Source organism: Alcaligenes sp. NLF5-7 (genome assembly GCF_024266725.1).
GTDB classification, from domain to species: Bacteria; Pseudomonadota; Gammaproteobacteria; order Burkholderiales; family Burkholderiaceae_B; genus Alcaligenes; species Alcaligenes phenolicus.
Genome location: NZ_CP100755.1, coordinates 3448563 through 3472795 on the forward strand (window position 1 = coordinate 3448563; position 24233 = coordinate 3472795).

The 24233-nt window shown below is 55.0% G+C and carries 27 protein-coding genes and 1 tRNA gene; 20 read left to right on the top strand and 8 right to left on the bottom strand.

Going from position 1 to position 24233, the window contains the following annotated elements:
* The first annotated feature begins 37 nt into the window (after nucleotides 1–37).
* Nucleotides 38–784, top strand: a complete 747-nt coding sequence (gene rlmB, locus MID00_RS15875; protein ID WP_035272375.1) for a 23S rRNA (guanosine(2251)-2'-O)-methyltransferase RlmB — start codon at nucleotides 38–40, stop codon at nucleotides 782–784.
* 158 nt (nucleotides 785–942) lie between these two features.
* The gene (locus tag MID00_RS15880; protein ID WP_115633817.1) at nucleotides 943–2178 is read left to right on the top strand and encodes a cystathionine gamma-synthase family protein; all 1236 of its coding nucleotides are present in this window, start codon (nucleotides 943–945) and stop codon (nucleotides 2176–2178) included.
* A 13-nt stretch (nucleotides 2179–2191) separates the two neighbouring features.
* Here MID00_RS15880 and MID00_RS15885 read toward each other — a convergent pair whose 3' ends face one another.
* A complete protein-coding gene (locus tag MID00_RS15885; RefSeq protein WP_031231950.1) occupies nucleotides 2192–3664 on the bottom strand; it encodes a PLP-dependent aminotransferase family protein in 1473 nt (490 codons plus the stop codon).
* A 319-nt stretch (nucleotides 3665–3983) separates the two neighbouring features.
* Between MID00_RS15885 and MID00_RS15890 the strand changes: the two genes are divergently transcribed.
* Genes MID00_RS15890 through MID00_RS15900 form a run of 3 tightly spaced genes read left to right on the top strand, consistent with a single transcriptional unit; the run spans nucleotide 3984 to nucleotide 6930 of the window.
* Nucleotides 3984–5543 carry a nitrite reductase gene (locus tag MID00_RS15890; protein ID WP_235332508.1) on the top strand — a complete coding sequence of 520 codons (1560 nt, stop codon included), beginning with the start codon at nucleotides 3984–3986 and terminating at the stop codon, nucleotides 5541–5543.
* Between the two features lie 13 nt (nucleotides 5544–5556).
* Nucleotides 5557–5901 (top strand): cytochrome c, encoded by a 345-nt coding sequence (locus MID00_RS15895; protein WP_009461228.1) that lies wholly within the window; start codon nucleotides 5557–5559, stop codon nucleotides 5899–5901.
* A gap of 48 nt (nucleotides 5902–5949) precedes the next feature.
* Nucleotides 5950–6930 (top strand): bifunctional precorrin-2 dehydrogenase/sirohydrochlorin ferrochelatase, encoded by a 981-nt coding sequence (locus tag MID00_RS15900; RefSeq protein WP_009461227.1) that lies wholly within the window; start codon nucleotides 5950–5952, stop codon nucleotides 6928–6930.
* 367 nt (nucleotides 6931–7297) lie between these two features.
* On the opposite strand, the gene nirJ is transcribed toward MID00_RS15900, so the two are convergent.
* Genes nirJ through cobA form a run of 7 tightly spaced genes read right to left on the bottom strand, consistent with a single transcriptional unit; the run spans nucleotide 7298 to nucleotide 12700 of the window.
* Nucleotides 7298–8431, bottom strand: a complete 1134-nt coding sequence (gene nirJ / locus MID00_RS15905; RefSeq protein ID WP_250755830.1) for a heme d1 biosynthesis radical SAM protein NirJ — start codon at nucleotides 8429–8431, stop codon at nucleotides 7298–7300.
* A gap of 2 nt (nucleotides 8432–8433) precedes the next feature.
* A complete protein-coding gene (locus MID00_RS15910; RefSeq protein WP_009461545.1) occupies nucleotides 8434–8931 on the bottom strand; it encodes an Lrp/AsnC family transcriptional regulator in 498 nt (165 codons plus the stop codon).
* A gap of 1 nt (nucleotide 8932) precedes the next feature.
* Nucleotides 8933–9418, bottom strand: a complete 486-nt coding sequence (locus MID00_RS15915) for an Lrp/AsnC family transcriptional regulator (RefSeq protein WP_254499051.1) — start codon at nucleotides 9416–9418, stop codon at nucleotides 8933–8935.
* Nucleotides 9411–10334 (bottom strand): Lrp/AsnC family transcriptional regulator, encoded by a 924-nt coding sequence (locus tag MID00_RS15920; RefSeq protein ID WP_254499052.1) that lies wholly within the window; start codon nucleotides 10332–10334, stop codon nucleotides 9411–9413. Before MID00_RS15920 ends, MID00_RS15915 begins: the two co-directional genes overlap by 8 nt.
* Before the next feature lie 52 nt (nucleotides 10335–10386).
* Nucleotides 10387–11547: a cytochrome D1 domain-containing protein gene (locus tag MID00_RS15925; protein WP_009461551.1), complete on the bottom strand. Its 1161-nt coding sequence runs from the start codon at nucleotides 11545–11547 to the stop codon at nucleotides 10387–10389.
* The gene (locus MID00_RS15930) at nucleotides 11544–11867 is read right to left on the bottom strand and encodes a c-type cytochrome (RefSeq protein ID WP_035272739.1); all 324 of its coding nucleotides are present in this window, start codon (nucleotides 11865–11867) and stop codon (nucleotides 11544–11546) included. Before MID00_RS15930 ends, MID00_RS15925 begins: the two co-directional genes overlap by 4 nt.
* 50 nt (nucleotides 11868–11917) lie before the next feature.
* Nucleotides 11918–12700, bottom strand: coding sequence for a uroporphyrinogen-III C-methyltransferase (cobA, locus tag MID00_RS15935; protein ID WP_254499053.1), 783 nt, complete (start codon nucleotides 12698–12700; stop codon nucleotides 11918–11920).
* Nucleotides 12701–13274: 574 nt separating this feature from the next.
* On the opposite strand from cobA, the gene MID00_RS15940 reads away from it, so the two are divergent.
* The 15 genes from MID00_RS15940 to MID00_RS16010 all read left to right on the top strand — a co-directional run bounded on the left by MID00_RS15940 (nucleotide 13275) and on the right by MID00_RS16010 (nucleotide 24201).
* The gene (locus MID00_RS15940) at nucleotides 13275–13547 is read left to right on the top strand and encodes an HU family DNA-binding protein (protein WP_003799450.1); all 273 of its coding nucleotides are present in this window, start codon (nucleotides 13275–13277) and stop codon (nucleotides 13545–13547) included.
* A 91-nt stretch (nucleotides 13548–13638) separates the two neighbouring features.
* Nucleotides 13639–13714: transfer RNA gene (locus MID00_RS15945), tRNA-Val, on the top strand.
* A 342-nt stretch (nucleotides 13715–14056) separates the two neighbouring features.
* Nucleotides 14057–14266, top strand: coding sequence for a cold-shock protein (locus MID00_RS15950; RefSeq protein WP_009461560.1), 210 nt, complete (start codon nucleotides 14057–14059; stop codon nucleotides 14264–14266).
* Nucleotides 14267–14453: 187 nt separating this feature from the next.
* Nucleotides 14454–14621: a hypothetical protein gene (locus tag MID00_RS15955; RefSeq protein ID WP_022983143.1), complete on the top strand. Its 168-nt coding sequence runs from the start codon at nucleotides 14454–14456 to the stop codon at nucleotides 14619–14621.
* Between the two features lie 244 nt (nucleotides 14622–14865).
* Nucleotides 14866–15138 carry a hypothetical protein gene (locus MID00_RS15960; RefSeq protein WP_254499054.1) on the top strand — a complete coding sequence of 91 codons (273 nt, stop codon included), beginning with the start codon at nucleotides 14866–14868 and terminating at the stop codon, nucleotides 15136–15138.
* A gap of 31 nt (nucleotides 15139–15169) precedes the next feature.
* A complete protein-coding gene (locus MID00_RS15965; RefSeq protein ID WP_254499055.1) occupies nucleotides 15170–15757 on the top strand; it encodes a class I SAM-dependent methyltransferase in 588 nt (195 codons plus the stop codon).
* A 151-nt stretch (nucleotides 15758–15908) separates the two neighbouring features.
* Nucleotides 15909–16928 (top strand): sulfate ABC transporter substrate-binding protein, encoded by a 1020-nt coding sequence (locus MID00_RS15970; protein ID WP_060185199.1) that lies wholly within the window; start codon nucleotides 15909–15911, stop codon nucleotides 16926–16928.
* A gap of 25 nt (nucleotides 16929–16953) precedes the next feature.
* On the top strand, nucleotides 16954–17868 hold the full coding sequence (cysT, locus tag MID00_RS15975) for a sulfate ABC transporter permease subunit CysT (protein WP_035274669.1): 915 nt from the start codon (nucleotides 16954–16956) through the stop codon (nucleotides 17866–17868).
* Nucleotides 17865–18752, top strand: a complete 888-nt coding sequence (gene cysW, locus MID00_RS15980; protein ID WP_250755825.1) for a sulfate ABC transporter permease subunit CysW — start codon at nucleotides 17865–17867, stop codon at nucleotides 18750–18752. The genes cysT and cysW overlap by 4 nt, the downstream gene beginning before the upstream one ends.
* An 18-nt stretch (nucleotides 18753–18770) precedes the next feature.
* A complete protein-coding gene (locus tag MID00_RS15985) occupies nucleotides 18771–19868 on the top strand; it encodes a sulfate/molybdate ABC transporter ATP-binding protein (protein WP_009461727.1) in 1098 nt (365 codons plus the stop codon).
* A gap of 248 nt (nucleotides 19869–20116) precedes the next feature.
* The gene (locus tag MID00_RS15990) at nucleotides 20117–20884 is read left to right on the top strand and encodes an energy transducer TonB (protein ID WP_254500306.1); all 768 of its coding nucleotides are present in this window, start codon (nucleotides 20117–20119) and stop codon (nucleotides 20882–20884) included.
* 9 nt (nucleotides 20885–20893) lie between these two features.
* Nucleotides 20894–21751 (top strand): MotA/TolQ/ExbB proton channel family protein, encoded by an 858-nt coding sequence (locus tag MID00_RS15995; RefSeq protein ID WP_009461741.1) that lies wholly within the window; start codon nucleotides 20894–20896, stop codon nucleotides 21749–21751.
* Between the two features lie 2 nt (nucleotides 21752–21753).
* A complete protein-coding gene (locus MID00_RS16000; RefSeq protein WP_021446501.1) occupies nucleotides 21754–22254 on the top strand; it encodes a biopolymer transporter ExbD in 501 nt (166 codons plus the stop codon).
* A gap of 87 nt (nucleotides 22255–22341) precedes the next feature.
* A complete protein-coding gene (locus tag MID00_RS16005) occupies nucleotides 22342–23022 on the top strand; it encodes a response regulator transcription factor (protein ID WP_009461744.1) in 681 nt (226 codons plus the stop codon).
* Nucleotides 23023–23061: 39 nt separating this feature from the next.
* Entirely contained in the window at nucleotides 23062–24201 is a 1140-nt protein-coding gene (locus MID00_RS16010; RefSeq protein ID WP_009461745.1) for a HAMP domain-containing sensor histidine kinase, read from the top strand.
* The last annotated feature ends 32 nt before the right edge of the window (nucleotides 24202–24233 follow it).

Here is a 24233-nt window from a genome sequence, read left to right on the forward strand (position 1 = left end):
CTTTCTTTATTTGCTCTTATTTCCCCCAAGGATTGTTATGCCTCAGCAGGTTTTGGCCGGTTTTCATGCCGTTATTGCCCGAGTTCGTTTTAGCGCCGCTTCGGTGCGCGAGGTCTATGTGGATCAGACCCGGCGCGATAAACGGATGCTGGCTTTTATCGAACAGGTAGAACAGGCTGGCTTGAAAGTCATGGCTGTGCCGGTCGAGCGTCTGGATGGTCTGGCCAAAGGCACGCGCCATCAGGGCGTGGTGGCATTGGCTCTGGAGCAAGAACTGGCTGTCGATGTCAATGAATTGCTGGACGATCTGGAAGAGGCCGGTCAGGTTCCTTTTCTGTTGATTCTGGATGGAGTGACAGACCCCCACAATCTGGGGGCCTGCTTGCGTAGCGCCAATGCGGCAGGTGCCCACGCCGTAATTGCGCCTCGTGACCGCGCTGTGGGTCTGAATGCCACCGTATCACGCGTGGCTTGCGGCGGTGCAGAGTCTACGCCTTACATTACGGTAACGAACCTGGCCCGTACCATGCGTATGCTGCGCGAGCGTGATGTCTGGTTGGTTGGCACCAGCGACCAGGCCACGCATACCTTTCACCAGGTCGATGCACGCCGTCCCATGGCCTGGGTAATGGGTGCCGAGGGCGAGGGCATGCGCCGTCTGACTCGTGAAACCTGCGACGAGCTGGTTTCCATCCCCATGATGGGCGCAGTAGAAAGCCTGAATGTTAGCGTCGCCAGTGCGGTTTGCTTGTACGAAACCTTGCGCCAACGTAGCCAGTCTTAATTTCCTTTAAGTCTTGTTACTTGCTTAATTACTTATTTGTATAAAAAACGGCGGGTTTCATCCGCCGCTTCACCAGATAATAGGTAATTGGCCGTCAGCCGGGCAAAACCCAATCGGCGCTGACGGTGTGTACACGCATTATGGGCTTGGAAACGATCATGGAAGAAAACGGCTTTATTACCTCTACCTTGCACTCTGACCGTCGCTTGGGCACGCAGCATGGCGCTATCCATCAGCCATTGCACCCATCGACCGAGTTCGGTTTTCAGGATGCGCGTGAGCTGGCTGCGGTCTTTCAGGGCAAGTCCGGCTTTACCTATTCCCGTCAAGGCACGCCCACCACGGCGGCGTTGGAAGCCAAGATTACACGCATGGAAAAAGGCATAGGCAGCGTCAGTTTTGCCACAGGTATGGCGGCGCTGACAGCAACCTTGTTTACCTTGCTGCGCCAGGGCGATCACCTGATTGCCAGCAAATTCCTGTTCGGTAATACCAATAGCTTGCTGGGGACTTTGCGCGACCTGGGTGTACAAACCACGCTGGTGGATGCAACCGATCTGGCCCAGGTGCAAGCCGCACGGCAGCCCAATACCCGCATGGTCTTTGTTGAGACCATTGCCAATCCCGGTACACAGGTAGCTGATCTGCAAGGGGTGGGGCAATGGTGTCAGGACGAGGGGCTGTTGTATGTGGTCGATGCCACCTTGTCCTCGCCTTACCTGTCGCCCGGCCGTGAGTTCAAGGCCTCTCTGGTGGTCAATTCCCTGTCCAAACACATTGGTGGTCACGGTAATGCCTTGGGTGGCATGGTGACGGATACCGGCCTGTTTGACTGGACGACCTACCCCAATATTGCCGAGGTCTACCGCACGGGCAATACGCAGAATTGGGGTTTGGTACAGATTCGGAAAAAGGGCTTGCGCGATATGGGCGGCACCTTGTCGTCTGACGTGGCTCACCGCCTGGCCGTCGGTTCGGAAACCTTGCCTTTGCGTATGGAGCGTATCTGTTCCAACGCCCTGGCCTTGGCGCGCCATTTGAAGGCGCATCCCAAGGTCAAGCACGTGCAGTATCCCGGCCTGGAAGATCACCCGCAGCACGAGCGTACGGCTCAATTGTTCGGCAATCGCTTCGGTGGCCTGATGAGCGTAGTGCTGGAAGAGGGCATTGAAATCTTCGACTTCCTGAATCGCCTGAAAGTCTTTGTACTGGCTACGCACTTGGGTGACAACCGCAGTCTGGTGCTGCCCGTGGCCCACACCATCTACTACGAGATGGGCGCTGAGCAGCGCGCTCTGATGGGCATTGCCGACAATCAGTTGCGTATCTCCGTAGGTATTGAAGAGATTATCGATCTGACCTCGGACTTTGATCAGGCACTGGCCCAGTCCTAAGCTCTTCGCACATCTAGCCATGGTTCAGCCTGGGCTGTATCAGGGCTAGATGCTGCATTGCTTGCTGCAATTCCCTGCATTCCAGATTCGCATAGCCAAACAGCAGATGGCGTGGATTCGTGCTGTCTGTTTCCTGGCTGGCGGCCTGTGCCAAAGGGTAGAGCCGTATGCCATGGCGCAGTGCCGCAGCGGCAACGTGGTGGGCATTTGGGCTTTGTTGTGGCAGGCGAAAAGCCAGATGCATGCCAGCATTGTGTCCGCTGACTACGCCCGTATTTCCCCACACTTTTTTCAGTCCCTGCAACAGCGTATTGCGTTGCTCCAGATAACGGCGGCGCAGGTATTGCAGGTGCCGTGGATAGTCATACTCATCAAAAAAACGTGCCAACACGGCTTGTGTTAGCCAAGGTGACCCGTTGTTGAGCAAGGCCTTGCGAGCAATAAAATCCTGGCTCAGGTGGGGAGGACAGACCATATAGCCCAAGCGCAAACCAGGGCCCAAGGTTTTGGAAAACGAACCCAGGTAAATCACCTGTCCGGGGCTCATGGCCTTGAGTGGCGCGGGCAAGGCCGGGCCATAACAGAAGTCCCCGTCATAATCGTCCTCAATAATCAAAGCGCCACTGGTACTGGCCCAAGCCAGTAGCTCCTGTCTGCGACTTACCGTCAAGGTGTGCCCCAAAGGGTACTGATGGGAGGGCGTGACGAAAGCCAACTGAACAGCCTTGTCGGGCAGTGTGTCTGTGCGCAAGCCGTGCTGGTCCACAGGCACGGGAATACTTTGTGCACGGTGCCGCGCCAGCAAATGTCTGAAGCCGTTGTAGCCGGGCGACTCATGCACCGCACAGCTTTTTTCGTCCAGGAAATGAGCTGCGATCAGACTTAAGGACTCCTGTGTTCCTGCAGTGATGATGATGTGCTCCGGGTCAGCCAATATGCCCTTGCTGGCCGCCAGATAATCCGCAATTTGCAGCCGCAAACCCCATAGACCTTCAGGCGGTGGATAGTCTGCCATGGCAGAGCCTGCGTAACGCAGCAACTGGTTGGACAAATAAATGAACTGTCGCAGCGGAAAAGCATGGACCGAGGGGCGTCCAATCTTGAAATCAAAACGAACGGGCACGCTGGCAGCAGGCACATGCACACCGCTGGCCTGTGCCGTGCTGGTACGCGGGCTGCGTGAACAGTGGGCCGTCTCCAGCACAAAATCCGGTGCCAGGCGACTGCGACCATTGCGGGTAGGTGTAGCCACAAAGAATCCCCGGCTAGGTTCGCTATGAATCAGATTGGAGTCGATCAGCAAATCATAGGCACCCATGATCGTATTTTTGGAAACCTGCAGCAGAGACGCCATTCGGTTGATTGAAGGCAGGCGATTGCCTTCTTGCAAACGTCCCGAACAGATCAGGGTTTCGATTTGACGTGCAATTTGTCGTTTATACGGTGGGCTATGAGTATGGGAAAGCGTAATCGGTAAAGAAAACATGGCGGGACCGGAAAAATAATCAAAACCATCAAGGGCGAGCCAGGCCGGGCCACTATAGGCAGCAGCCTCTAGTTTTAACTTGAGTTAAGTCAAAATGAATATTCGTTCGTGATAAATTTATCCGGCTTCTTGATCTGCCAACTGGCTCCTTGTCATGGATGTTTTTATCTAGGTAAGAGTATTTAATATCCCGTAATTACGATATAAAAAAACCATCCCCATTATTTAATCCGTATCCATACCTTCTCAGTAAAAAATAACAATCGTTATAGTTTGTTTGGTCTTGCCCTTTAGCAAGGCAATTGTTGGAGGTAATGGAATGTATAGAAAAATGATGACCCTGGCCTTCCTGTCTACCACCGTCAGCGCGGCTTTGGCGGCCCCGACGGAAGAGCAAGTTCGGGTAGACAACTTGTTTCAGCAAAACTGTGCGGTGTGTCACGCAGCCGACCGGGGAGGGTATATCGCTCCGGGCCTGCACAGTGATCGCCTGGTTCAAAGTGAGATTGCCTTGCGCGGCACCATCATGACCGGGATTCCGGATACCTTGATGCCACCTTTTGTCGGACGCTTGCCCGACGAGGATATTCGCGCATTGGCCAAGATGATCAAGAACGAACCCGTGGTGGAACGCACTTGGGATATGGATCAGATACGTGCCAGCGTGAAAGTGCTGGTAGACGAATCCACCTTGCCCGGCAAACCCAATTACGAGATCGATTCCGTCTACGACTTGATGGTCATCATGGCCCGCGGGCGTTATGGGCGGGGCGATGGTTCCAATCAGGCTCGTGCTGTTTTCATCAATGGCAAGAACAACCAGAAGGTGGGTGAAATTGCCACGGTTGGCGCGCCACACATCATGGAATTCAGCCCCAGCCACGAGCGCTGGGGATACCTGAAAAGTGATGATGGGCACGTCTACAAAATCGACTTGTACACCTTGCAGATTGTTCGTCAGGCCAAGGTGGGGCTGACTGGTACGGGTATTGCCTTATCCAAAGATGGCAAGTGGCTGGCACTGAGTTCCTTCGTACCCAACAGCATGGTTATCCTGAAGGCCGACACCCTGGAACCAGTGAAATATATCGCTCTGGAGGGCGAGGACCCGGACGGCAATTTCATCAAATCCGCCGGTGGTCCGATTATTGGTAGTCGTATCAATAACAAGTTTGCATTGACACTGCGCCAAGCCGGGCAGATCTGGATTATTGATCCGGACAAGCCGGATATGCCGGTCACCAAACTGGCCAAGGTCGGCCGCATGTTGCACGACACCTTCCTGACGCCGGATGGTCGCTATTCCATGGTGGCCTCTTACGACGACAACAAATACGTGGCTATCGACCTGAAGGACGACAAGGTGGTACGTGACATTCCGGCTGGCTGTCAGCCTCACGCAGGCTCGGGTGCTGTCACGGAAGTGAACGGCCGCATGCTGGCCTTCGGCACCAATATGGGCACCTGCAAGTTAGGCTCTGTGGTTACTGCCTGGGATGTCAAAGACTTCTCTGTGGTGAAGCAGATTCCCGTTGCCGGAGCCACCGAATCCCCCGCCGCCCATCCTAATGCCCCGTATGTGGCGGTGGACATTATCGACAAGGACAAGCGCGCTTCCTGGATTCAGCTGATCGATAAAAACACCTTGTCCGTGGTGAAGACTTTGGACGTGGGTGGTCATGCCTTCTTCCCCAACTACAACCGCACGGGCGATTACCTCTACGTCAGTTCGGGTTACTGGGGGGATCGCTTGAAGATTTACGACAGCCGCAGTCTGGAGCTGGTAGCTGAACACAAGATGGAAAGCCCATCGGGCATTTTCTCGCGTGCCCGTACTCGTTGGCTCACCATTGGTCAGCCTGAAACCCAAAAATTCTAAGCAAAGGAACGTCATGAAAAAGCTTTTTATGGGTATGGCTCTTGTGGGCCTCTTGGGTTCCAGTGTCGCTTTGGCAGCGGACAAAGCAGTGGGTTTACAAGGCTCGCATGGGCAGTCGCAACTATCGGCCCAGGCATCGTCCATGCTGCCTTTGTGCGCGTCCTGCCATGGGCTGGAAGGTGTCAGCACGGAAGGTATGTATCCCAACCTGGCAGGGCAGAAGGTGGAGTATCTGGTCAAGCAGCTACAGCAGTTCAAATCGCGAGAGCGTAACGATCCCATCATGAGCCCGATGGCCGAGCCTCTTAGCCCGGAAATGGTGAATGAACTGGCTGCCTACTTTTCCAGCCTGAAGTAAGTGTGAACCGGGCGCCAGTGTCTGCTGGCGCCTTAAGGATGTCGTGCAATGAATGTGTTTCCCTTGTTCTTCAATCTGACCGGTAAGGCGGTTGTCGTCGTAGGTGGCGGGACGGTTGCGGAGCGTAAAGTTCGGCTCTTGCTGCGTGCTGGCGCGCGAGTCACCGTCGTCGCACCGGAGCAAACTTCCTGGTTGAGGGCCAGTGCTCAGGCGGGTGCTTTAAGCAGCTTGTTTACCTCCTTTGTTGCCGAGCATATCCACGAGGCCTGGCTGGTTGTTGCAGCAACTGGACGGCGCGAGATAAATCGCATCGTGGCTCAGGCAGCCGACGCCTTGCGTCTGCCCTGTAATGTGGTCGACGATGGGCATCTGTCTACCGTACAAGTCCCTGCCATGGTCGACCGTTCGCCCTTGATGATTGCGGTCTCCTCTGCAGGTTCAGCTCCTGTACTGGCGCGGCGTGTTCGGGAGTGGATAGAAAGCGAGCTGCCTGAGTCAGTAGGGGACTTGGCCGGTTTGCTGGCTCGCCGCCGAGCCGATATCAAACAGGCTTTCCCCGAGGTACATACCCGTCGTCATTTCTTTGATTACGTACTGGATAGTCCTATCCCCGATCTCCTGGCGCAAGGCAAGGCTACGGAAGCGCTGGCAGCCTTTGATGCTGCCTTGAGGACAGAAACCCCTCAGCAGCATATTCAGGTCACCATTTTGCCTATCGCCGACTTGGAGGCAGTGGACTTGCTGACGCTGCGCGCCTTGCGCAAATTGAACCAGGCAGATTGGGTCTTGTACCTGCCACTGATTTTGCCTGCGATTTTGGAGAAGGCACGTCGTGATGCCCGTTTGATGGCCTTGGATCAGGCGGGGGTGGTCTTGCAAGACACCTTGTTGAATCGTGATTTCTGGGCACCCCTGTGCCAGTCCTGGGTGCCAGGCGAGCGCATCGTGATTGCCTGGAAGTCATCGTGGGATGTACAGCCTTTGGTTGAGCTGTTGCAGCAGCAAGGCTTGATCTGTGAGCTGGCCTAGGTGCGCTATCAGCTTGCTTAGGTGAACTGTGTGATGAAGAACTAAGTGAAGTGTTGTTGTTGTTGTTGTTGTTGTTGTTGTTGTTGTTGTTGTTGTTGTTGTTGTTGTTGTTGTTGTTGTTGTTGTTACTGAGTTTGAGTGAGGCAAGATCGCTTGCCTCACTTTTTTTGGCCCTTCAATTTAGGCCTGTCCAGGCTGGCACTTGAAGCTGGCTGTGTTTTGATTCCGCACTCTTTTTCCCAGCAGCTCACCTGATTTTATTGGGAGTGCTGGGTACTATTTGAGGCTTCAGAAGTCAGGGGGCAGGGCAGAGGTTCCAGAACTGTGGTTGAGTAAAAATGGTTCTTGTTAATTGCCTGGAGGGCGTTCAGACAGTGATTTCCTGATCGTTGAGATAGCATCCCGGATCTTCTGCCCACACATTGCCTGTGCTTTTTTCTGCCCGAGTGCGCGTATTGCCATTGCAGATATCCAGGTAGGCACAGCCAGCACAGCGCCCCTGTACAGGCCTGGGTCGTTGCCGCAGGCCTGTCAGCAAGGGATCTTGATCGTTGGACCAAATCTCCGAGAAAGGCCGTTGCAACACGTTTCCAAGGCTGTAATGCCACCACATGGTGTCGGGATGAACATTGCCACGGTTATCGATGTTCGCAATTCCTTGGCCGGAGGAATTGCCTCCCCATTGGCACAACATAGTCAGAATTTTGGGAGCTTGCTCGGGGTAATGCCGTCGCACCCAGTGCAGAAAGAAAACACCGTCAGCATCGTTGTTGCCCGAGGTGAACTCTTTGGGTTTGCCGGCTTTTTGATAGGTCATGCAGGTTGTGAAAAGCTGCTCCATAGCCTGCCGGGTGACGGCGTGGTGACTGGCCAGGGCGCGGTTGCCCAAACCCCGACCTGCATAGTTCAAATGAGAGAGATAAAAGCGGTCGATTTGTTCCTGCTCCATCACAGCCAGCAGGCCATTTAGATCAACTGCATTTTCTTGAGTCAGGGTAAAGCGCAGGCCTACTTTCAACTGTTTTTCACGGCATAGTCTCAAGCCGTGCAAGGAGGCCGCGTAGGCTCCGTCCTCTCCACGAATTCGGTCATGGCGGGCCTGCAAACCGTCCAGGGAGATGCCTACGTAGTCAAAGCCGCAGTTGGCAATCTGATCAATATTTTGCTCGGTTATCAAGGTGCCGTTGGACGATAGTCCTACGTACATGCCCAGTGTTTTCGCACGTCGGCCCAAGTCGTAAATATCTGGGCGTAGCAAAGGTTCGCCGCCGGACAGGATCAGGGCGCGTACACCGAATTGATGCAGGTCATCCATGACAGTGCAGACTTGTTCGTAGCTCAGCTCGCCAGGGAAGTCCTTGTTGGTAGAGGCAGAGTAGCAGTGGCTGCAATGCAGATTGCAACGACGTATCAGATTCCAGATCACCACAGGGGCCTTGCTGACGCGTGTCGGCGTAACAGGAGCGTGCAGGGCAGCAACAAAACGGGATATCCGGAACATGCTCAAGGCCTCCGTAGACGCAGGCCGGTCTTTTTAAGAATGGCCGTGGAAAACAAAATATCGTGATCGTGCAGGACGCCAGGAAAGCGCTGCGATATTTGCAGGCTGATGCTCTGTGCCTGGGCACGTACCGTGTCATGGTCCTTGCCATGCAGCATGGCGAACAGGTTGTACGGCCACTGGGGTAGACGACGCGGACGACGATAGCAGTGGCTGACTCCGGCTTGCGAGCCTAGCCATGTACCGACTAGGTCTAGCTTGTCGTCCGTGATATTCCAGACGCACATGCCATTGGCTACGTAGCCCAGAGCATAGTGATTGGGGATGGCTGCAATGCGCCGTATCAAGCCTTGGTCCAGCATGGTTTGAAACTGCTTCATGACATAAGCTTCGGATACACCCAACTCTTGCGCCAGTTTTAGGTAGGGCTGTGGCTCTATCGCCAAACCCCGCTGCGAGGCATGGATCAGTGCGGTATAGGCGGGATTCAAATGCACCATATCAAAGCTCCAGTTTCAGGCTTAGGGCGTATTCCTGCTCTTTGGGAAAAGCAAAGACGGGTAGGCCGGTTTCAGCTTCAATTGTCTGCAGGCAGGATTCGATGTCTTGCGGTGTCGCCGTAGCCAGTACAAACCACATATTCAAGGCATGGGCGCGCCGGTAGTTGTGAGCGACTTCAGGATGGCGGTTGACGGCTATGACGGTACTGTCCCAGCGTTTTTCGGGTACGGCCATAGCGACCAGGCAGTAAGCACCGCCTAAAGCCTCGATCTGGAAGAGGGGCCCAAAGCGGGTCAATATCCCGGATTGCCGCAAGTGCTGGACACGTGCAATCAAGGCAGACTCGCTCAAGGAAAAATCAGGTGCCAACTGTGCAAAGGGGCGGGAGCAGATGGGGAAACCATCTTGCAGGCGATTCAGAATGTGGCGATCGGTCTTGTCCAGTTCAACCGGCGCATGCAATGGTGGGGTGTGATGATCAGTCATGATGAGCCGGGCTAAGCAGTGCGCCTCGTTGTTTGAAGCAGCGAGTGGAGAACAACACTTCCTGCGGGAGCTGACCCAAGTCAAAACGATTATTCAACTCCGCATGGTTTGTCAGTACGTCCTGACGGTTTTTGCCGTGAATCATGCAAAACAGATTGTGATTCCAATGTGGCGGGCAGGGCTGCCGCTGATAGCACAGCGTGATGTCGTCTTGCCTGGCCAGCTCCTCGCCTAGGGCATCAATGCGATGCTTGTCTACCGTCCAGACACACATGGCATTGGCTTGGTAGCCCAGTTTTCGATGGCGCAGGACCACGCCAAATCGCCGGAATATGCCTTGTTCCAGAAAGCCGCGTAGCTGTTGCAGCACTTGTTTCTCGCTGATCTGTACTTGCTCTGCCCAAGGCTTGAAGGGGTCGGCTTGAATCTTCAAACCTTGCAAAGAACACTCCAGCAGTTTGCGTTCAGTACTGCCTAATGCGGGCAGCCCCTTGCTTGGCGACAAGGGGCTGGTGCTCTTGGTATGTGGAACAAGGCTAAACCCCAGGTCAATGTGATAGGCCCGGATCATGGGCAAGGACAAGGGCAACAAGCCGGTATGTTCAGCGATGTGCTCCAAGGCCGCCTGCCGTTCTTGTTCATTCGCACAGGTCAGCACAAACCAGAGATTGATGGCATGTTCGCGCTCGTAGTTGTGGTTCACGGCGGGCAGGGCACTGATCCAGTCTGCAACCGTGTTCAGATCCTTGGCGGGCACATGCATGCCCACCAAAGTGCTGCTCATACAGGCAGGGTTCAGTACTGGCCCGATACGGCTGATGATGCCTCGGTCTTGCCAGCGTTGCAGGTAGTCCATCACGGCTTGTTCGCTAAGCCCCAAGAGCAGTCCCAGCGTGCGGAACGGTCGGGGTTCCAAGGGGAAGCCATGTTGCCAGGCGTTCAATAGTTGAAAGGCAGAAGGGGAAAGATCAGAAACCAATGCGACCACTCCGATGCGTAAAAAACACTCCACTCGGGTGCTGAATATCCAGGCTGTCCAGACGCTTGAAATTGTGGGTGTCGTACACACTGACTTTGTTGTCGTCTCGCGCTGAAATCCAGACAGCCTCACCCCTAGGGGTGAATTCCATGTGGAGAACGGCTTTGCCTACGTCCAAGGTTTGAACCACTTCCAGGGTGGCGACATCAATCACCTGTACCTTGTCGTTGTCTGGAAAAGCGAAGTTCACCCAGACCTGACGGCCATCGGGCTGAGCCATCACAAAAACGGGTTGTCCATGAACCGGAATGCGAGTTTTCTCTTGCCAGTTCACGGTGCTGGCGACCAGAACCTCATGGCGTCCAATGGCCGGTAAAAATAAGTCCTGACCAGCCAAGGACCAACCCCGTAGATGCGGCATTTTGTAGACGGGCAGGGCGGACTCTCCCCGACCATAGCCTTGCAAGATTTTTTGGACTCCATTTTCAGGATTCCACAAATCCAGCATGGCCAGGGCATCCTCGCCAAACAGTCCGGCAATGTAGTACCTCCCATCCGGGGTGACCATGGCATCGTAAGGCTGACGACCCGCTGCAAAACGCCGTGTTGTGGGGCGTAAGGGGTCGGATAAATCGGTCAGCCAGATTTCACCTGCCTCGAACAAGGAGTAGGCAAATTGCTGATTGGGTAAGTCCGCCAGACCAACCACTTTGGCACGTTTGTTGGGGGCGTAGTAAGACGGGACTTCACTGATCAGGGCCAGGGTGTCCGCATCAAAAACCTTGATACCACCCGGTTCGTAGTTTTGCACCACAATCAGCTTGCCATCCTGGGAGATGGCGCCACCTATGGCATTGCCGGACTGAATGATGCGATGAACTAGAACTTGTTGAAGCAGGTCCACTTTGCTCAGGCCGCCGTCCCGTCCAAAGACATAGCCATAACGCCCGTCACGTGAGTAGGTGATATGGGCGTGGGACAGATCACCCAAACCTTCAATTCGTGCCAAGCGGCTGCGATGACTGGTTTCAACGACAGCCACACTGCCCGTCGCACGCTCTACAACCAGCCCCAGGTCATTCGTGCCGCGTAATGGGTTGGCACAGCCGCTTAAAGCGACAAGCAGGCTCAGAGTCATCAGTGCTTTCATGGTGCTGCATCCGATTCATGGAGAAGAAAATGAGCCAGCCAGAGGCTTTCCGCTGGCTGCAAGAAGCGGTTCCAGGCAGGCATGGCTGTTCCGGGACGGCCCTGCATGATCGTCAGGGCGATCTGCTGTGCGCTTTGGTCTTGCAAGGCGTTAGCCGTTAAAGCAGGCCCCAGGCCTCCTTTCAGGAGCAAGCCATGACATGAGCCGCATTCTTGATGAAGCAGCGTCCGTAAAGAGGCTTGCCGCTCCGGTGTCAAAGCGGTTTCATCAGCAGCGGCTTGTTGTGGCCAAAGAAGGGAGAGCAGCACGGCTAGCCACATGTTGGCCAGAAACTGCCTGCCACTGAGCTTGAAAGGGAGGTGCAAACCTTTCACATCAAGGCCCAGGAGGGTGCGCAGGCGAGGACATCTTGCGTGTTTGAGGCGGGTTGCGGGTAATCCGGATGCAACTGCACCACCTGGCCGATAATCAACAAGGCTGGGGGACTGAAGGTTTGCGCAAGCTGTGGAAGTGTTTGCAAAGTACCCAAGCCCCAGCGCTGGCTTTTAAGCGTGGCATCTTGTGCCAAGGCGATAGGCGTATGCGGGCTGCGCCCATGTTGAATCAAGGCCTGGGCAATATGGCTGCAATTGGCCATGGCCATGTAGAACACCAGCGTACAGGTGGGATCAGACAAGGAGGCCCAGTTCAGTTCCAGCCCCTGGTTGTCGCGCAGGTGCCCGGTGATAAAGCGCACACTGCTGGCCAGCCCGCGATGGGTCAAGGGAATGCCTAGAGAAGCCGCACAACCTGTCGCTGCCGTAATCCCGGGCACGACTTCAACCTGGACTCCATGTTGTTGCAGATACAGCTGCTCTTCGCCTCCACGGCCAAAAATAAAGGGGTCACCGCCTTTCAGGCGAACAACGTGCTGATGTGTTCTGCTCAAGGACAAGAGCGTGCCGTTGATGTCGTCCTGCATGCTGGGCTTGCAGGCGGCAACTTTACCGACGTCATGCAAGGTGGCCTCAGGATTGATGCAGCTCATGATGGCGCGGCTGACCAGACGGTCATATACCACCGCATCTGCATGTTGCAGCAGGTATAAAGCGCGTAGTGTGAGAAGTTCAGGGTCGCCAGGCCCCGCCCCAACCAAATAAACCTTGCCGTGCATCGCTGCGCTCCTTGACGGTAGCAAGTACCGAAATACAGTCAAACAATGCAGAAAATTGTAGGAGGGCAGGCCGCTTCGATATGGGCATGGTTGGTGTTCAGGAGAGGGGTGCAGAAATGAAGCCTCTCGCCCTCAGACAAGAAGGTAGGGTGAGGCTAAGTGCGAGGCATAAAAGGAAATTTATGCGAGCGACGGCTTGCAGAGTCGCTGCTGGATGTGCGCAAGCGCTTGAAAAAATGTTCAAAAACGTAGTATCAGCCAGCTAATTTTTTGGGGTTTCAAAGCCCAAATAACATATTTGAGGCAGCCTGTTAAGTTTCTCGATGCAAAATAGGGAAAGTCCTGCAACTTGTATCAACAGTGAGCAATGATGCGGGTTACAGGGGTTTTTTTGCTTGACACGGGTATTAAACGAAGGCTTAATACGCGGTAGCCAACCGGGGCACTTGTGCGCCCGGTAGCCATGGCAGACGGTAGTGCTTGCTTGCCCTGTCGTTTGTCACTATTAAGTCTGACCGCCACAAACTGGTTCCCGCTGGGGGCCCGTAAAATAATTTTCAGGGGTATTTTCTCAATGAATAAAACCGAGCTTATCGAATTCATTTCCACCAAAGCCGATCTGTCCAAAGCTGACGCTGGTCGTGCACTGGATGCGTTTATCGATGCCGTGACCACCACGCTGAAAGAAAAAGATACGGTTACTCTGGTTGGTTTTGGCACCTTCGCTGTGTCGGAACGCGCTGCCCGTTCGGGTCGTAACCCACGTACCGGTGAAACCATCGAGATCGAAGGCGCAAACGTGCCCAAGTTCCGTCCCGGTAAGGCTCTGAAAGACGCTGTGAATTAATTTTTAAATTAATTTACGCAAAAGACTTGCAAAAAAAATTCTTTGGTCCTATAATTCTTTTTCTTCACAAGAAGAACGGCATCACAGAAATGGGTGCTTAGCTCAGCTGGTAGAGCGGCGCCCTTACAAGGCGTAGGTCGGGGGTTCGAACCCCTCAGCACCCACCATTTCTTTTGCTAGTCGAATCAAGCACTTAGGTAAAACTAAGTGCTTTTTTTGTGCCTGTTTGGTTTGTATTTCAGGTCAATTCATACTAACGCTGCTCTACCAGACCCGTGCCCTTTGTCGCCAGATATGCCTACTGAAACCATGTAAGCATTGGTAAGGCATTCACCCGCTAACAAGGACTAGTCGTGTTGCGTGTCAATAATCACCCTTGTGTTGGGTCGCAAGTGGCGAAACCGGCAGGGTGCTCCAACCGCTTAGTTTGTAACGGTGCTATCAATATATGCGGATAGCGTCCATAGTGTGTCCAGGGACATTTTTCCCCTGATTAATTAGGACATACATTGAAAACAGAAATTGGTATTGTGAAGTGGTTCAATAACGAAAAAGGCTTCGGCTTCATCATGCCGGAGAGTGGCGGTAAAGACCTCTTCGCGCACCACAGTGAAATTCAGGGTTCTGGGTTTAAATCTCTGGAGGAGAACCAACGCGTTTCCTTCGTTGCTGGCGTTGGCCAAAAAGGCCCTTGCGCTACCCAGATCCAGATCGTTTGACCCCCTGCTTGCCTGCATAGGCAAGTGTAGCGTCGGTCGATAAAGCCGAACCCTTTGAAATATTGGGTTCGGCTTTTTCATTTATGTTTCCCCCTCCATGTGGACATATTGTGCTTCTGTCCACTGTTCACAAGTGTCGTATGAGGGTGACTCTATTGGGGACTATGGCCCCAAGGGAAGCAAGGCCATGATGGATTACCTGCCCAAAGCCTACGACGAAGATATTCGTATCCGTGTTGAGGATCAAGGTCCGGTTGTGGCTGGTCGTGACTTGATGGAGTTTACGGTTGAAGACAAGGCGGTCCTTGTCTATGACGAGGCGGGCAAGGAACTGATGCAGGTGCCACGCCGATGATCTTGATTCGAGCGTTCTGCGTGAGAAGCTGAAATACGGGGAGTGGCGACAAAGGCTTATTCCTGCAACTTGTCATGCCTCTCCCGTTTGAACTGCTGCCAGGCAAAGGCAAAGGCAAAGGCAAAGGCAAAGGCAAAGGCAAAGCACAGGCAAGGCAGCGATACTAGCAACAGCTGCCCGGCCTTGAGCGTAGTGGCTATTCAGGCAACACTACACCTTGTCCATATGCGCTCCTCGGGCCTTCATGAGCAAACTACTTTCTTGCCTGTCCCCTCTTGCCACCTTGATTCTGGCATGGCTGGCCTTTATGTTTCTTTTGTTTTTCCCGCCGCTATGGATCTTGTGGCCTTTGCTGGTCGTGAGCCTGGGCTGGATCAATTACAGAGGGATACGTTACGCATTGGGCAATAGTGACAAGTCCAAGCCCTGGCACCTTTGGTTCAATGTGGGCGAGTGCCTGTTGGCGGTGATTGTCCTGACTTTACTGGTCCGTGACCTTGACGTCCCAGCGACCTGATTTTTCCTCTTGTTGTACGAGAAACGTGTTTATGTATTCGGACCCTTGGCTTGATCGCTGGTTACCCTTGATCGCTCAACGTGAAATTTCTTCGCCGGTACTGGAGATAGGCTGTGGTTTTGGCGACGATACGTTGACCTTGACCCAGGCAGGATTGAAGGTGATGGCTTTTGACCTCTCACCCGAAGGTGTGGCAATCGCACAGCAGCGCGCTCCCGAGGCTTTGATTGAGTGCAGGGATACGCGAGGTCCCTGGCCGCAGGCGGCGAATAATCTTGAGCTGGTCCTGGCCAGCTTGTCCCTGCATTATTTCCCCTGGGATGAAACCCAGGCCATTGTGCGCAGAATCTGGAATAGCTTGCGGCCCGGTGCCTTGTTTTCATGTCGCCTGAACTCCACCGAAGATGTGAATTTCGGTGCCGGGCAGGGCGAGTTGATTGAAGCCAACTTCTATCGCGACCAAGGCAATTGCAAGCGTTTCTTTGATCAGGCCAGTGTAGAGCAGTTATTTGGGGCCGAATGGCGCCGGATTTCTGTCCAGCACATGACATCGCACAAATATATAAAGCAAAAAGCGATGTGGGAGCTGGTGTTGGAAAAAGGGCAGTTGCCAGGCTGATTCCCGTACTCTGAGCATTCTGGATCTGGCAGCCGTTTCGGTCCCCTCCATCTCCCCGCTATATCTAACCAAAGAATCGGTATTTAGCCGGGTGTAACACCCTTGCTAGACTCGTTCTCATTGCTTGGAAATGGTTTCTAGGGGATGGGAAATGAAGCGGATTCAACAGAAGTGGAAGGGCGTTCGGGCAGGGGCTTTGCTGGCGTTGGTGCTGGCGGCGGCAACGGCTGTTGCAGCCGAGGTCAGTATTCTGAATGTTTCGTACGACCCAACGCGTGAACTGTACGCTGAATTCAACAAGGCTTTCCAGGCGCATTACAAAGAGCAAACGGGTGACAGTGTAGTCATCCGTAGTTCCCACGGTGGTTCCAGCAAGCAGGCCCGTACCGTGATTGATGGCGTGCCCGCTGATGTGGTGACGCTGGGTATTTCATCCGATATTGATCAGATCGCTCAGTCCGGTTTGCTGGACAAGGGCTGGCAGGCTCGCCTGCCGGACAACAGTACGCCTTACACCTCCACGATTGTCTTGCTGGTGCGCAAGGGTAATCCCAAGGGGATTCACGACTGGAACGACTTGATTCGCTCTGATGTAAAGGTGGTTACGCCCAATCCTAAAACTTCGGCGGGGGCACGTTGGAACTATCTGGCGGCCTGGTTGTACGCCCTGAAGCAAGGCAATGGGGATGAAGCGCAGGCCCGTGACTTTGTGGCCAAGCTGTATCGCAACGTCAGCGTGCTGGATTCCGGTGCGCGTGGATCGACCACAACCTTTGTGGAACGGGGCATTGGCGATGTATTGATTGCCTGGGAGAACGAGGCGCTCTTGTCCGTCAAGGATCTGGGGCCCGATCGCTTCGATATTGTGGTGCCTTCCAGCAGTATTCTGGCCGAGCCGCCCGTGGCGCTGGTAGATGCCAATGCCGCCAAGCATGGCACGGAAAAAGTGGCTCAGGCCTATCTGGAATATCTGTATAGCCCGGAAGGTCAGGAAATCGCCGCCCGTCATTTTTACCGTCCTCGCCTGGAGTCGGTGGCCGCCAAGTACCGCGATCAGTTCCCGGCGTTGAAACTGTACAAGGTTGACGATGAGCTGGGCGGTTGGACTCAGGTTCAGGCCAAGCACTTTGCGGATGGTGGCGTGTTCGACAGCATCTACTTGAGCAAGTAACCCCACTATCACCGAGGACCGTTCGATGTCACAGGCTCGTCTTTGGGGATTTCTGCCCGCTGCTCGCAAGCAGCGGGCTCTGCCAGGCTTTGGCTTGACCATGGGTTTGTCCATCAGCTATTTGAGCCTGATTGTTCTGATCCCCTTGTCTGCTGTTTTGCTCAAGACCACCTCCATGGGTTGGTCGGCCTTTTGGGAAACCATCAGTGCTGCGCGCGTCTTGGCTTCCTTGAAACTGACCTTTGGGATGGCCGCTTTGGCGGCGTTGATCAACGGTGTCTTTGGCTTGATTCTGGCCTGGGTCCTGGTGCGTTACCGCTTTCCGGGTCGTCGAATTGTGGATGCCTTGATTGATCTGCCCTTTGCCTTGCCAACGTCGGTAGCCGGGATTTCCTTGGCAGCGATTTATGCGCCTACCGGCTGGATCGGCTCCTGGGCTGAACCTTATGTTGGGCAGATTGCATTTACCCCTTGGGGGGTGCTGATCGCCCTGGTTTTTATTGGGCTGCCCTTTGTTGTGCGTACCGTACAGCCGGTTCTGGAAGAGCTGGAACAGGAGCAAGAGGAGGTCAGTGCTTGCCTGGGGGCCGATCGCTTCCAGACGGTCACCAAGGTGATTCTCCCCGCTATCTTGCCCGCCTGCTTGACGGGCGTAGCGCTGGCTTTTGCCCGTGCGGTGGGTGAGTACGGTTCCGTGATTTTCATTGCCGGTAATGTCCCTATGGTTTCGGAAATTACACCCTTGCTGATCGTGATCAAGCTGGAGCAGTTTGACTATGCCGGAGCCTCGGCGCTGGCCGTTTTGATGATGGTGCTGTCCTTCATTATCTTGCTGGCGATCAATCGCTTGCAGTGGTACTTGCAGTCGCGTCATTCGGGCCAGGCTAGTGGCAAGGCAGCCAAGGTGGCAGCGCCTTTGACTTTGGAGGGCGCACGATGAGCAGCCTGACGATGGATTCATCTGTGCAGGCGGTGCCGGTACATACGGCGCGCTTGCGGGCGGCGCAGGATGAAGGTCTGGCCGTCAAAGCCTTATTGATTGGCATTGCCTTGCTGTTCTTTGTGCTGTTCTTGCTCCTGCCTTTGATCCTGGTCTTCATGACGGCTTTTAGCCGGGGCATCATGCCGTATCTGTCCGCCTTGAGCGAGAGCGATACCTTGCATGCCGCCAGCCTGACAGTTCTGGTTGCCGTGATTGCCGTGCCTTTGAATATCGCGTTTGGTCTGGCCGCCTCCTGGGCGATTGCGCGTTTTGAGTTCCGTGGCAAAAGCATTCTGACGACGCTGATCGACCTGCCGTTCTCGGTATCACCTGTCATTGCCGGTTTGATGTTTTTACTGATTTTTGGTCGCCAAGGCCCATTTTGGGATTGGCTGGACGCTAATAACATTCGTATCGTATTTGCCTTGCCCGGTTTGGTTTTGGCGACTTTGTTTGTCACTTTCCCTTTCGTGGCGCGTGAGTTGATTCCGCTGATGCAAATGCAGGGCAGCGAGGAAGAGCAGGCTGCGCGGGTGCTGGGGGCCAATGGCAGGCAAATGTTCTGGCGGGTGACTCTGCCCAAGATCAAGTGGGGCCTGCTGTATGGTGTGATTCTGTGCAATGCCCGTGCCATGGGTGAATTTGGGGCGGTGTCGGTGCTCTCGGGCCATATACGGGGCCAGACCAACACGCTGCCCTTGCATGTAGAGATTGAGTACAACGACTATCACACGGTGGGCGCTTTTGCGGCGGCTTCGGTGCTGGCGGTCTTGGCTTTACTGACGTTGGCGCTTAAATTGTGGGCCGAGCGCAAAATGGTTCAAGACGGTCATCGTGGATGATCGCATTCGGAGTTCATTATGAGTATCGAAGTTCGTCATCTATCTAAACAGTTTGGTGCGTTTACGGCACTGGGTGATGTGACATTGGATTTCCCAGCGGGCGAGCTGGTGGCTTTGCTGGGGCCGTCGGGCTGCGGCAAGACGACCTTGCTGCGTATCGTGGCTGGCCTGGAACATGCGGATGCGGGTCAGGTGCTGATCAACGGCAAGGATGTGGCTGCTGTGGGCACGCGTGATCGCCAGGTGGGTTTTGTGTTCCAGCACTATGCCCTGTTCCGCCACATGACGGTATTTGAAAACGTCGCCTTTGGTCTGCGCATTAAGCCACGCAAGCAGCGCTTGCCCGAAGCCCAGATTCGTCAGCGTGTGCACGAGCTGTTGGAGCTGGTGCAGCTGGATTGGCTGGCCGATCGCTACCCGGCGGCCTTGTCGGGTGGCCAGCGGCAGCGTATTGCTCTGGCACGTGCCTTGGCGGTGGAACCGGGTGTCTTGTTGCTGGACGAGCCTTTTGGTGCCTTGGATGCCAAGGTGCGCAAGGAACTGCGTTCCTGGCTGCGTCGTCTGCATGATGACCTCCATATCAGTACCTTGTTTGTGACGCACGACCAGGAAGAGGCCATTGAAGTGGCTGATCGTATTGTGGTGCTCAATAAAGGCCGGGTTGAGCAGGAAGGCGCCCCGCAGGATGTCTATAACCACCCTGCCAGTCCTTTTGTGTATGAGTTCCTGGGGGCGGCGAATCGCTTGCCGGGTCAGTTCCAGCACGGACGCTTTGTGGCTGATCCTCAGTTGGGACAATTCGAGTCCAATCAGGCCTTGAATGCTCAGGATGCGGGTCAGGGGGAAGCAGTAGGCTATGTGCGCCCGCATGACCTCGATTTACAGCGTCAATTGGATGGCCAGGGCATCGTCGTGGCCGTGCAGCGCATTATTCCCTTGGGGGCGACAGTACGGGTTGAACTGGCCTTGAACGAGGGCGAGCGTGCTTGGGAAGCCGAGTTCGATCATCAGCGTTGGTCGCAGCTGGGCTTGCGGCCTGGTGAGCGGGCTTTAGCCTTGCCACGCAAGTTCAGCGCTTTCCCTATCGAATCTCAAACCGAAGCGCGATTGTCCTGATTTCTTGCAAATTATTCGCAACAGGCTGACCCTAGGTCAGCCTGTCTGCGTTAGTATCTGGAGGTTTTTTGCAGGGCGGGTTGGAGCAGGAAATATTACAGGAATTTAGTATTGAGAATCATTCCTGTTTCTGTTAAGATTCGATACTTCACTGGGCATCCTGTCCGGTCCCGTCATGGTCCATGCGGGTTGCAGAATGTGTAGAACGGATTATGACCGGAATTGCTTCTCAAAAGAATAATCGCTCGATGCTGGCCTTGAAGGCAACTGGTTTGGCATTGGCACTGGGATTGCACGTGGGTGTCGTGGCTACCATCTTGTGGACGGAAACCCCCAAGATTGTGGGTGAACCTGCCCCCATGGATGTTGTTGGGGTGACTTTGGTGGAAGTGTCGGAGTCCCCGGTTCAACAAGAGCAGGTCAGTGCCCCTCCTGAGGAAGTGGTGGCCGAGCCGGAACCTGAGCCCGAACCCGAGGTGGAACCGGACCCCGAGCCCGGGCCAGAACCGGTTGTTGAGCCGGAACCCGAGCCAGAGCCTATCGTGGAAAAACCTCCGATTCCCGAGCCGCCCAAGCCCAAACCAAAACCCAAGCCGAAACCTAAGCCCAAGCCACAGCCCAAGCCCGAGGTTCCACCGGCAGAAACACCGCAGCCTGCTCAACCAGCCGCTCAAGCAGGTCCAGCTACGGACAATACGTCCTCCCAAACTGCCGCCCGTTCTACGGATGGTGATCGGCCCAAGCTGATTGGTCGTGTGGATTATTTGGGACGTCGTCCTGTGCCGGTGTACCCCCGGGCTTCCGAGCGCCGTCGTGAGCAGGGCCGCGTGGTGGTTCGTGTAGTGATTTCAACCCAAGGAACCGTGCTGGAAGCCAAAGTGCAAAGCTCCTCAGGCTATGAACGTCTGGATGAGTCGGCACTGAAAGCAGTACGCACAGCGCGTTTTAAACCGTATACGGAAAATGGTGTGGCCTATCGTGCCATGGCCGATATTCCTTTCGACTTTGTTTACTAGGATATATCAATGATGCAGGAACTATTTCAAAGCGTATGGGTAAGCCTGGCACAAGTTGCAGGGCCTGTTGCAGATCAGGCTGCCGCCAGTGTTGCTGCCGCTGAGGAAGCGACCGGGGTGCTGCACTTTATCCAGCAAAGTGATGTGGTCGGCAAGACCTTGTTCGTCATTCTGGCCTTGATGTCGGTTGCCAGCTGGTACCTGATCATCGTCAAGGGTGTGCTGTCCTTCCGTCTGAAGCGTCGCTCGCAAGGTTTCATGCGTGAATTCTGGTCCGCCAGTTCTCTGGAGCAGGTTGAAAACGAGATCGCCACCCACGGTGCCCGCGATCCGTTCAGTCACTTGGCCAGCCACGCTATCCACGCTCAAAAACACCATGTGAAATACGGCGCCATGCGTCTGGAAGAGAAAGGCTCTACCGATGCCTTTGTCTCGCGCATCATGCGTAAAGTCATGGACGAAGAAACCGCCAAGCTGGAAAATGGCCTGACGCTGCTGGCTTCGGTGGGTTCTACCGCTCCGTTTGTGGGTCTGTTCGGTACGGTTTGGGGTGTGTACCACGCCCTGATCAATATCGGTCTGTCCGATGGCGTAACCCTGAACAAGATCGCCGGCCCTGTGGGTGAAGCCCTGGTGATGACCGGTCTGGGTCTGGCCGTGGCTATTCCTGCCGTGTTGGCTTACAACGCGTTTGTGCGTACCAACCGCGTTTACCTGTCCCAGCTGGACGCGTTTGCTCACGACCTGTTTACTTTCCTGACCACAGGCCAGCCTGTGCAAGATAACCAACCTGTTCTGCGTCGTGTCCCTAGCTCGGGCGGTGGTGCAGCATCGAGCTCGGCAGCGGCTGCCAAGCGGGAGCACTAATCATGGCTTTTGGCAGCTTTGATAATCGCAATTCGGGCTCCGCGCTGTCCGAAATCAATATGGTGCCGCTGATCGACGTCATGCTGGTGTTGCTGGTGATCTTTCTGATCACTGCTCCGCTGCTGTCGCACTCCATCAAGATTCAGCTGCCCCAGGCGACGTCTGAACCAGTCCAGCAAGATCCCAAGACGATTGATCTGGCGATTGACGCAGAAGGGCAGATCTTCGTGAACGAGCAGCCGGTGGCGCTGGAAGACCTGACCGCCACGCTGGCCCCTTACTCCAAGGATCAGCCTCAGCCTGAATTGCGTATCCGTGCCGATACCGATACTCGCTACGAAACACTGGCCCAGGTCATGAGCCGCTCCAAAGCTTCCGGCCTGACCCGTCTGGGTTTCATTACGCGTCCAGGTCCAACGACCAAGGCCGCGGGTGATGAGGGCGAGGCCAAGGAAGGCGCCGTCGTCGACCAGAAGGCCGTTGAGCCTAAACCCGCTCTGTAATTCCAGGTTCTTCTTCGTGTTGTTTTTTCTGGCCCCTCGCTTTGCATCTGCAACGCGAGGGGCCAGTTTCGTAATAAAATCCCCCGAATGCGTGTACTAGTTATCGAAGACGACGCCATACTGGGCGCCGCACTGCAGGAATTTCTCAACGATCAGGGCTACGCTGTTGACTGGCTCCAGGAAGGCGAAAGTGCCTTGAAGGAGTTGGCCGCCCAGGTCTACGATCTTCTGCTCCTGGACTTGAACTTGCCCGGCATCAGTGGCCTGGACGTGCTGCGCCAATTGCGTCAGCAGGGCAACGCTATTCCCGTCCTGATTCTGACTGCGCGTGATGGCGTGGATGATCGTGTCGGCGGCCTGGATGCCGGTGCTGACGACTACCTGATCAAACCTTTTGACCTGTCCGAGCTGGCCGCCCGCGTGCGTGTTTTTGGCCGCCGCCGCAGTGGTCAGGTACAGCCCATTATTGATGTGGGTCCCTTGAGCTTTGATACCATTGGCCGCGAGCTGCGCTGTGCCGGTCAACGTGTGACCTTGTCGGTGCGCGAGCTGTCCGTACTGGAAATGCTGATGATGCGCGCGGGCCGTGTTGTCACCAAGCAGCAAATTATCAACTCCTTGTCTGCCTGGGATGCCGATTTCAGCGACAATGCAGTCGAAGTCTACGTGTATCGTTTGCGCAAGCGCCTGGAAGGCACCGGGGCTGTCATACAGACTGTGCGCGGCTTTGGCTATTTGCTCGATGTGGAGAGCGTGGCCGGAGCATAACGGCAGCCCGTGCCCGCTGCCTGAAACCTTAGGTCAACCATGCCCGATCAGCATCTTTCTCCAGCGGTAAAAACCTCCTTGTTGCGAGGCTGGCTGGAGCGCTTTCTTGCTCCCGGTTCTTTGGCCCGCAAACTGATGGGCCGTTTGTTTCCCCCGATCTCCATTCTGGTGGTGCTCGATTTGAGCGTTACCTGGATACTGACGCGTCGCATGAGCCTGGAAGACTGGCTGCTGCGCGACATTTTCTGGACCATGGCACTGAGCCAGGTGCTGTTGGTCAGTCTGATTGCCTGGGTATTGCTGTCGGGGATTCGCTCGCAGTTGGCGTCCATTGATGATTTATCGCAGCAAATCCGTAACCGTGCTGATGATGACTTCGAGCGTCTGGATGCCAGTGCCTTGCCCGCCGAGATTGTGCCGCTGGTGGAGCACTTCAACGAGTTGCTGGAACGTCAGCGTGATACCCTGCAGGCGCAAAAGCGCTTTATTGGTCACGCAGCGCATCAGTTGCGCACACCCCTGACGGGTTTGCAGCTGGAGTCCGAGCTGATGCTGGCAAGGCCTTTGCCAGAAGATATCCGCCAACGGGCCGAGCGCATCAAAAGTGTTTCGGATCGCATGATTCGTCTGGGCCAACAGTTGTTGGTGCTGGCACGTACCGATGCGGACACTAATATTAAAGACAGCTTTGTGCGCCTGGACTTGTGTGAATGGGCGCGCGAGGAGGGCGGTGACTGGTTCTTGCAGGCTCGTCAGCATGGTGTGGAAATCCATTTGCTGGCACCTGAAAAGCCGGTCTGGATTGATGCTGCCCCCGTGCTCTTGCGGGAGTTATTGTCCAATCTGATGGATAACGCCTTGCGTTACGGACAAGGGACAGACCGCATTGTCTTGCGGGTGGCCAGTAATCCACCCTCCTTGTCGGTGGAAGATCACGGGCCGGGTATTGAGTCCAGCGAGCAGCAGCGCGTATTTGAAGCCTTTTACCGCTCCCCCGGTACCCAAGCAGGAGGTTCTGGCTTGGGCTTGGCCATTGTGCAGGAGATTGCCCGTGCGCATGGCGCCTGGTGGAGCCTGATGAGCCGTCCTGATTTTCCAGGCACTCGCATCACCATTGTTTTTCCCGGTCCGCGTATTGGTGCGCGTCTGACCCGGCACGATACTTTGATTGGAAACTAAGCCTTGAACACAGCAACAGAAAACCCCAAAAA